Genomic DNA, 8,388 nt, shown 5'->3' on the forward strand with positions numbered 1-8,388 from the left:
ATGGGGGCATGGTCGCCTCGCCCCGTCCAGCGCTTTCTGCGCGCCGCCGTGCCGCCTTCGGCGGAATCAGCCCTCTTCTCTGTCCGATCGCATTTTCCTGACGAAAGCGACCAAGAATGCTGCGCAGGAACGCCGGCTTCTCGCATTGGCCGGGATTTGCGACGGGCGCAACGGGACGACGGCAAAGCGCCCGTGCGTCGTGACTTTGCGCCGCCTTCAATAGACGTCTGCCTGGTAGCGCGCTGTCTTCTTCAGCTCCGAGATATAGGCGATCGCGGCGTCGATGCCGCGCTTGCCGTGCTGGGCGACGACCTCCACGAGCGCTGCCTCCACGTCCTTGGCCATGCGCTTGGCGTCGCCGCAGATATAGAAATGCGCGCCGTCCTCCAGCCACCGGAAGAGGTCGGCGCCGACCTCCCGCATGCGGTCCTGGACGTAGATCTTCTCGCGCCCGTCGCGGGACCAGGCGAGCGACAGGCGGGTGAGATGCCCCGCCTTCTTCATCCCGGCGAGTTCCTCCGCATAGAAGAAGTCGCTGGCCTGCCGCTGATGGCCGAAGAAGAGCCAGTTCCGCCCCGGCGCTCCGGTCGCGCGCCGTTCCTGCAGGAAGGAGCGGAAGGGCGCGATGCCGGTGCCGGGGCCGACCATGACGATCGGCTTCGCCGGGTCCTTCGGCAGCGCGAAACCATGCGCTTTCTGCACATAGGCCCTCACGGCCCGGCCCGGGACGGCCCGCTCGCCGAGGAAGGTGGAGGCGCAGCCGAACCGGAGCCGCTGGCCGATCCGGTAGCGCACCGCATCAATCGTCAGGCTGACCTTGCCCGGGGTCGCGGCGGGCGAGGAGGAGATCGAGTAGAGCCGCGGCTGCAGCGGCTCCAGCGCCTCCACGAAGGCTTCCGGATGCGGCCGGGCGGCCGGGAACTTGTGGAGCAGCCCCAGGACGTCGAGCGCCGCCGCGTCCCCGTCCGGGTCCTCGCCGCGCGCCAGCGCCTTCGCCTTCTCGCGCGCGGCGCCTCCGAGGAGGTAGGAGAAGAGTTCCGCCAGAGCGTCGGGCGCGGCCCCGAGCGAGGTCTCCTCCAGCAGCACCTCGCGCAGGGTCCGGCCCCGCACCTCGGCCTGGGGCGAGGCGCCGAGCAGGCCGATGAGCTGGTCGACATAGCCCGGATGGTTCTCGGGAAAGACGCCGAAGGAATCGCCCGCCGCGTAGTCGAGGCCGCTGCCCTCGAGGTCGAATTCGATATGGTAGGCGGTCTTCTCCGAGCCCTCGCCGGTCAGCCGGCGGCGGCCGAGGAATACGGCCGCACCCGGATTCTCGCGGCTCGGCCCCGTGGCCGCGGCCTCGACGAGGGCGGGAGCCGCGGGAGCCGCGGGCGTCGCGGGCGTCGCGCCGAACTCCGCCATCAGCGCCTTGACGAGGCGCATCGTCTCCTTGCCGCCGGGGGCGCAGAGATTCTGCCGGCTCTCCGCGCCGAGGAAGAGGGCGTTGGCGTAGTCGGCGCAGCTATAGCCGCACTGGCCGCAATCCTGCTGCGCCATGGCCGCCATCAGACGCGGGGCCTGCGGATAGCCCTCGGCCATCTTCATGCGGTCCGGCGCCGGCAGGCTGGGGTCGTGCCAGGGCGCGTCGTCGTTGCCGGCGAGGACCGGGCCGGCCTCGGTCGCGTCATCCTTCGCCGGCGCGGCGATGCCGGGACCGCCGGGCGGGGCGATAGCACCGAGCGCGGCCGCGAGGAAACCGTTCAGCCAAGCCCGCTGGCTCGGATCGAAGGGCGCCGTATCCGGCACGAGCTGGATCGGCGCGGCTGGCAGGCTGGATGGGAGGGGAGCGTTCATTCGGCGGCCTCGCGCAGCATGGAAACCTCCTCGGCGAGCCCCTTCAGCACCTCCGGCCCGAGCCGGCGCGCGAAGGCCGCGAAGCTTTCCGAGGCGTTGCGGCGGCTCATCCAGGCCCGCAGCAGCGCCTCGACGCGCTGCGGCACCTCCTCGCCCCGGACGTTCTCGCAAAGGAGCCGGGCGACCGCCGCATCGGTGCCGAAGCCGCCGCCGACATGGAGGTGGTAGCCCTCGACCGTGTCGCCCTCCTCGCCGACCGGCACCCGGGCGCCGATCAGCCCGATATCGCCGATATAGTGCTGGGCGCAGGAATTGTGGCAGCCGGTGAGGTGGATATTCACCGGCTCGTCGACCGCGAGGCGCGCCTCGACGTAATCGGCGATCGCGAGCGCGTGGCCCTTGGTGTCGGCCGCCGCGAAACGGCAGCCGCGGCTTCCCGTGCAGGCGACGAGGCCGGCCCGCAGATTCGACGCCGTCACCGCCAGCCCCGCCGCGAGGATACGGCCCGTAGCCTCCTCTACTCTGGCATCGGGCACACCGGAAATCAGAAGATTCTGCCAGACCGTCAGGCGGATGTCGCCGTCGCCGATCTCCGCCGCGATACGGGCAAGGGTACGCATCTGCCCGCTCGTCATCCGGCCGGCCGGGAGCGCGACGCCGATCCAGTTGAGCCCCGCCTGCCGCTGCCGGTGTACCCCGATATGCGCGAGCCGGTCATAGGCGGGGCGGGCGGCGACGAAGGCCGGGTCGAGCCGCGTCAGCCTCTCGCCGAGCACCGTCTCGACCTCTTCGAGGAATTTCGGGAAGCCCCAGGCGTCGAGCAGGTATTTCAGCCGCGCCTTGTTGCGGTTGGTGCGGTCCCCGTGCGCGATGAAGACGCGCACGATCGCGTCCGCAATGCGCGTCGCCTCCTCGGGCCTGACGACGAGGCCCGTGTCGCGGGCGAAATCCTTGTGGCCCGTGATGCCGCCAAGCGTCAGCCGATACCAGATCCCGGCCTCGACCGGCGCGCCGGCGAGGACCTCCACGGCCTGGAAGCCGATGTCGTTGGTGTCCTCCAGCGTCGCGATCGAGCCCGCCCCGTCGAAAGCGACGTTGAACTTGCGCGGCAGGCCGAACATGGCCCGGCAGTTGAAGATGTGGTGCTGCCAGGCTCGCGCATGGGGGCGCGTGTCGAGCAGCTCGTGCGGGTCGATGCCGGCGGTCGCCGAGCCCGTCACGTTGCGGATGTTGTCGGCGCCCGAGCCGCGCGCCGCGACGCCGATATCCACCAGCGTCTCGAGCAAAGCCGGGCCGTTCTGCGGGCTGATCTCCCGGATCTGGAGATTGGCGCGCGTCGTCACGTGGCTGTAGCCGCCGCCATGGGCCTCGGCCGCGTCGGCGATCGCCGCGAACTGCCAGTGCTTGAGGATGCCGTTCGCGATCCTCAGCCGGCACATGTAGGAATCCTGTGTCGGCGCGACGTGGAAGAGGCCGTGATAGCGCCAGCGGAAATTGTCGTCCGGCTTCGGCTTCGCGCCGGCGAGCGCCTCGCGCCTGAGGCGTGGATAGGCGTCGAGCGGGTTGTCGGCGGCCTTCCAGCGCTCCTGCTCCGAGAGCTTGCCGCCGGCGGCGGCGCGGCTTCGCGCCTTGTCGGCCTCGGAGTCGGGCCCGGTCGGCTCGGGCGGCGTACCGCTCTGCTGAGGCAGAGCGCGGATCGCCGCCGCGCCCGAGACGAAGCCTTCGAGCCAGCGCTGCTGTTCGGGAAAGAATCCATCGGGAGGCCGGCCGGGGCCGGTCGGAAGGGCGCTCATATCGGCTCTCCTCGGCGCGCGTCGAAATCCGGGCGACGGTCGCGTCGTGGTCTGGGGAATCGAAAGGCTGATCCGCGAAGCACCGGGCGGCCTGCCGATCGACCTGGCCGTTGCCTGCGTCTGAGGAGGGTCGCCCTTGACCCGGCCGGAAGGCGGTCTCGCCGCGGATTCCGCGATCCTCCCCCGAGGGCCCGGCTTTGGACGACGGAAGGGCGGATCGTCCCCAGGGTGCTGAGTCCGAGGCCGGAGGTCAATCCGTAGGCACGCCTATAATTTATTCAATCAGCCCGATCGCCGCTCGAAATTTCCGCCAGTTGCGCGGATGTGGCCCTCGCCGCGCGCCTGGCGATCTCGAACCCGTCCACATAGGCGCCGAGCGCGCCGGGCGTGAAGGCGCGGCCGTCGATGAAGGGAGCGCCGGGCGGCCCCGCCGGGTCCCGCCCCGGCAGGGCTGCATGGTAGAGGTCGGCGCGGTAGGCGGAGCGCGCGCGGACGATATTGGCCTCGGTGAGCGCCGCCTGGCCCCACCGCACCATCTGGCTGAAGGACCAGAGCGCCTCCTCGATCCGGGGCAGCGTGGCGCCGCCTCGGTGGAAGGTCAGGTAATCGGGGATGATCCGCCGCCGGCCCGAGGGCGCGACCTGGAATTCGCCCGCAAGCAAGGCCGCCGCGAGGGCGCGCGGGGCATCGACATGGCCGCCCTCGGTCATCATGCCGGCGAGTTCCGGGCGATTGTCGGGCCGGTCGCACCAGGCCGCCGCCGCGTCGAGCGCCACCAGCAGGCGGGCCAGCGTGTCCCGGTTGGCCTCGGCCCAGTCGGCGCGCATGCCGAGCACCTTCTCGGGCGCATCGGGCCAGATGTCGGCCTTGACGGCGACGACCCGCCCGATGCCGCGCGCCACCGCCATCATGTTCCACGGCGCGTTGACGCAGAAGCCGTCGATGGCGCCGGCCGTCATCGCGTCGGCGGTGAGCGGCGGGGGCACTACGGTCATGGTCACGTCCCGGTCCGGATCGACGCCGCCGGCTGCCATCCAGTAGCGAAGCTCGTAGTTGTGCGAGGAGAACGGATAGGTCATGCCGAAGACGAGCGGCCGCGCGCCGCGCGCCCGGCGCGCCTCCACGACCGCCTTGAGCGCCTTCGCGGCCGCCAGCGCATCCGCCTCGTCCGCGAGGCCGGCGGCCGCCTCCATCGCCTCGTAGAGCGTCTGCGACAGCGTGACGGCGTTGCCGCCGCGCCCGAGCGAGAACGGCGTGATCGTCGGCGAGGGGTTGGAGCCGAGCCCCACCTGCGCCGCGACCGTCATCGGCGCCAGCATATGCGCCACGTCGAACTGGTGGAAGGCAAGGCGGTCGCGGATATTGGCCCAGGACACGTCGCGCATCAGCGCGAGGTCGAGCCCCTCGCGCGCCGCGAATCCCCCCTCCCGCGCCGCGACCAGCACCGCGACGTCGAGCAGCGGGATGAAGCCGGCCCGCACCAGCCGGCTCTCGCGGCGGCCGATGGCCGGAGCGGCCGGCTCATGCCCCGGAACGCCGTCCTCGGGCTGGTCCCTCCCGCTTGCCAGCATCGTCATTTCTCCAGAAGGGCCGATGCCGTGATGAGGCTCGCGGCGACGTCCGCGAGCTTGCGCCGCTCCCGCATCGCGGTCTGCCTCAGCAGCGTGTAGGCTTCCTCCTCGCTGAGATCGCGCACGCGCATGAGGATCGCCTTGGCGCGGTCGACCGTCTTGTGGGCCTGCAGCTCGCTGCGCGCGGCCTCCAGCTCGCGCTGGAGCCGGTCGAAGGCGGCGAAGCGGCTGATCGCCATGTCGACGATCGTCTTCACGCGCTCCTTCTTCAGTCCGTCCACGACATAGGCCGAAACGCCGGCCTCGATGGCCGCGCGGATCGTGTCCTCGTCGGACCGGTCGACGAACATCGCCACGGGTCGGGACACTACGCGCGAGACCTGGAACATCTGCTCGAGCATGTCGCGGCTCGGATTGGCGAGGCCGATGACGATCACGTCGGGCGCGGCCTCGACGAGGCGCCGCACCAGGCTGGCCGTCGTCGGGATGACGACCAGCTCGGTGACGCCCGCCTCGCGCAGCCCGTCCACGACGATCGCCGAGCGAACGGGATTGTCGTCGACGACCGCGACGCGGATCGGGGCTCTGGTCTGGGAATCAGCCACGGGACGGCATCATGCCCCGGGCGGGATTTCGCTCAAGCACGATGGTTGGGCGGTGCTGCCCGGCCGGGGGGCAGGGCCGGACATCCGGGCCGCCGCGCAGGCGCCCGGCCCAGCCGGCATCCATGATGCGGCGCACAAAATTTGGGCGGCCGGGCACCGGCGCGGCGCCATTTCGGACATGGCGCCCACCCTCGACGTCGCGATCGAATCGGCCGTTGCCCCGATGCCCGGGAGATCGAGCCGTTTCCCGGAACTGGCATGGCTCCTGCCTCCATTCCACCAATGGCGGGCGCACCAGGCAAAGCCGCCGATCCTGCATCCGAGGGCCCCGCTGTCGCGGTCCTCGGGGCTGGGCCGGCGGCTTTTCTTGTCGGTCGCGAGACAATGGGCGCGTTGCGCCGCAGCACGGAGGCTTGCATGACGAAGCAGAACGGTGTCGCCGCGCGCCCCTTGCCGCAGACCCGCCGCGATCTTCTCAAGGGCACGGCCGCCACGGCGGCCCTGCTCGGGGCGGCGCGCGCGCTCCTGCCGGGCGGCGCCTGGGCGCAGGAGGCCGGCCCGGAGGTGCGGGGCGCGAAGCTCGGCTTCATCGCCCTGACCGACGCCGCGCCGCTCTTCGTCGCCAAGGAGAAGGGCCTCTTCGCCAAATACGGCATGCCCGAGGTGGAGGTCGTGAAGCAGGCCTCCTGGGGCACGACGCGCGACAATCTCGTGCTCGGCTCGGAGGGCAACGGCATCGACGGCGCCCACATCCTGACGCCGATGCCCTACCTCATCTCGGCCGGCCGGGTGACGCAGAACAACGTGCCGACGCCGATGTACATCCTGGCGAGGCTCAACCTGAACGGCCAGTGCATCTCGGTCGGAAAGGACTATGCCGGGCTCGGGATCGGCACGGACGCGGCGCCGTTCCGCAAGGCGCTGGAGGCCAGGAAGGCGGCCGGCAAGTCGGTCAAGGCGGCCATGACCTTCCCCGGCGGCACCCACGACCTGTGGATCCGCTACTGGCTGTCCGCCGGCGGAATCGACCCCGACCGGGACATCGAGACGATCGTCGTTCCGCCCGCGCAGATGGTCGCCAACATGAAGGTCGGCACCATGGACTGCTTCTGCGTCTGCGAGCCCTGGAACCTCCAGCTCGTCCACCAGGGCATCGGCTACACGGCGCTGACCACCGGCGAGCTGTGGGACAAGCATCCGGAGAAGGCTTTCGCGATGCGGGCCGCCTTCGTCGACAGATATCCCAAGGCGGCCCGCGCGCTGCTCATGGCCGTGATGGAAGCCCAGATGTGGTGCGAGAAAACGGAGAACCGCGCCGAGGCCGCGGCCATCTGCGCCAAGCGGCAATGGATCAACTGCCCGGTCGCCGACCTCGCCGACCGCATGAAGGGCAGGTTCGACTACGGCCTCCCCGGCAAGGTGGTGGAGCGGAGCCCGCACGTCATGCGCTACTGGGCCGACCACGCCTCCTATCCGTTCCAGAGCCACGACCTCTGGTTCATCACCGAGGACATCCGCTGGGGCCGGTTCGAGCCGAATGTCGACGCGAAGGCGCTGATCGGCAAGGTCAACCGCGAGGATCTCTGGCGCGAGGCCGCCAAGGCGCTGGGCGTGCCGGCCGCCGAGATCCCCACCTCCACCTCGCGCGGCGTCGAGACGATGTTCGACGGCAAGGTCTTCGATCCGGCCGATCCGGCCGCCTACCTGAAGAGCCTCGGCATCAAGCGCGCCGAGATCTGAGCTGCCCCCTCCCGGAGTCCCGACGATGACCCTGACGGTTCGACCCCTCGAAACCGATGCGGCCCTGCCGGTGTCCCGCGGCCGCATCGCGGCCTTCCGCGCGTTTCCGCGCAAGGCGGGCCCGACGCGCGCAAGGACGGCGCGGCCGGAGAAGACCGAGAGTCCCGCCCGCTCCGGCCCCGCCGCGCGCGACGTCGCGGCCCGGCTCGGCCGCGCGCTGCGGGGCCTTGCCGCGGCCCTCGCGCCGCCGCTCGTGGTGCTGGCGCTGCTCCTGACGATCTGGGAGCTGCTCTGCCACAAGGCCGGCTCGGCCCTGCCGCCGCCCTCGCAGGTGCTGAGCGACACCTGGGAACTGATCGTCGACCCCTTCTATGATCGCGGCGGCATCGACAAGGGGCTGTTCTGGCACCTCTCCGCCAGCCTTCAGCGCGTCGCCCTCGGCTACGTGCTGGCGGCGGGGGCCGGCATCGCGCTCGGCACGCTGGTCGGCCAGTCCGAATGGGCGATGCGCGGCCTCGATCCGATCTTCCAGGTGCTGCGCACCGTGCCGCCGCTCGCCTGGCTGCCGCTCGCCCTCGCCGCCTTCCGCGACGGCCAGCCCTCCGCGATCTTCGTCATCTTCATCACGGCGATCTGGCCGATCATCATCAACACGGCGGTCGGCATCCGCAACATCCCGCAGGATTACCGCAACGTCGCGCAGGTGCTGCGGCTCAACCATTTCGAGTTCTTCTGGAAGATCATGCTGCCCTCGGCCGCGCCCTACATCTTCACGGGCCTGCGGATCGGCATCGGCCTGTCCTGGCTCGCGATCGTGGCGGCCGAGATGCTGATCGGCGGCGTCGG

The 8,388-nt window shown here is 70.9% G+C and carries 6 protein-coding genes; 2 read left to right on the forward strand and 4 right to left on the reverse strand.

What is annotated here, in order from left to right; genetic code table 11:
• Nucleotides 1–216: 216 nt before the first annotated feature.
• The 4 genes from PKD06_RS11245 to PKD06_RS11260 all read right to left on the reverse strand — a co-directional run bounded on the left by PKD06_RS11245 (nt 217) and on the right by PKD06_RS11260 (nt 5,802).
• Complete coding sequence (locus PKD06_RS11245) at nt 217–1,833, reverse strand: sulfite reductase subunit alpha (protein WP_324380267.1); 1,617 nt, start codon at nt 1,831–1,833, stop codon at nt 217–219.
• On the reverse strand, nt 1,830–3,626 hold the full coding sequence (locus PKD06_RS11250; protein ID WP_324380268.1) for a NirA family protein: 1,797 nt from the start codon (nt 3,624–3,626) through the stop codon (nt 1,830–1,832). The genes PKD06_RS11245 and PKD06_RS11250 overlap by 4 nt, the downstream gene beginning before the upstream one ends.
• 278 nt (nt 3,627–3,904) lie before the next feature.
• Nucleotides 3,905–5,197, reverse strand: a complete 1,293-nt coding sequence (locus PKD06_RS11255; RefSeq protein ID WP_324380269.1) for a CmpA/NrtA family ABC transporter substrate-binding protein — start codon at nt 5,195–5,197, stop codon at nt 3,905–3,907.
• A 2-nt stretch (nt 5,198–5,199) separates the two neighbouring features.
• Nucleotides 5,200–5,802, reverse strand: a complete 603-nt coding sequence (locus PKD06_RS11260) for an ANTAR domain-containing protein (RefSeq protein ID WP_324380270.1) — start codon at nt 5,800–5,802, stop codon at nt 5,200–5,202.
• 417 nt (nt 5,803–6,219) lie between these two features.
• On the opposite strand from PKD06_RS11260, the gene PKD06_RS11265 reads away from it, so the two are divergent.
• Together PKD06_RS11265 and ntrB are read left to right on the forward strand one after the other, a co-directional pair.
• On the forward strand, nt 6,220–7,542 hold the full coding sequence (locus PKD06_RS11265; protein ID WP_324380271.1) for a CmpA/NrtA family ABC transporter substrate-binding protein: 1,323 nt from the start codon (nt 6,220–6,222) through the stop codon (nt 7,540–7,542).
• A 25-nt stretch (nt 7,543–7,567) separates the two neighbouring features.
• Nucleotides 7,568–8,388 (forward strand): nitrate ABC transporter permease (gene ntrB / locus PKD06_RS11270; protein WP_324380272.1); only part of this gene is annotated, 821 nt, incomplete at its 3' end.

This window comes from Enterovirga sp. (assembly GCF_035325185.1).
In the GTDB taxonomy this organism is placed as follows: domain Bacteria; phylum Pseudomonadota; class Alphaproteobacteria; order Rhizobiales; family Beijerinckiaceae; genus Enterovirga.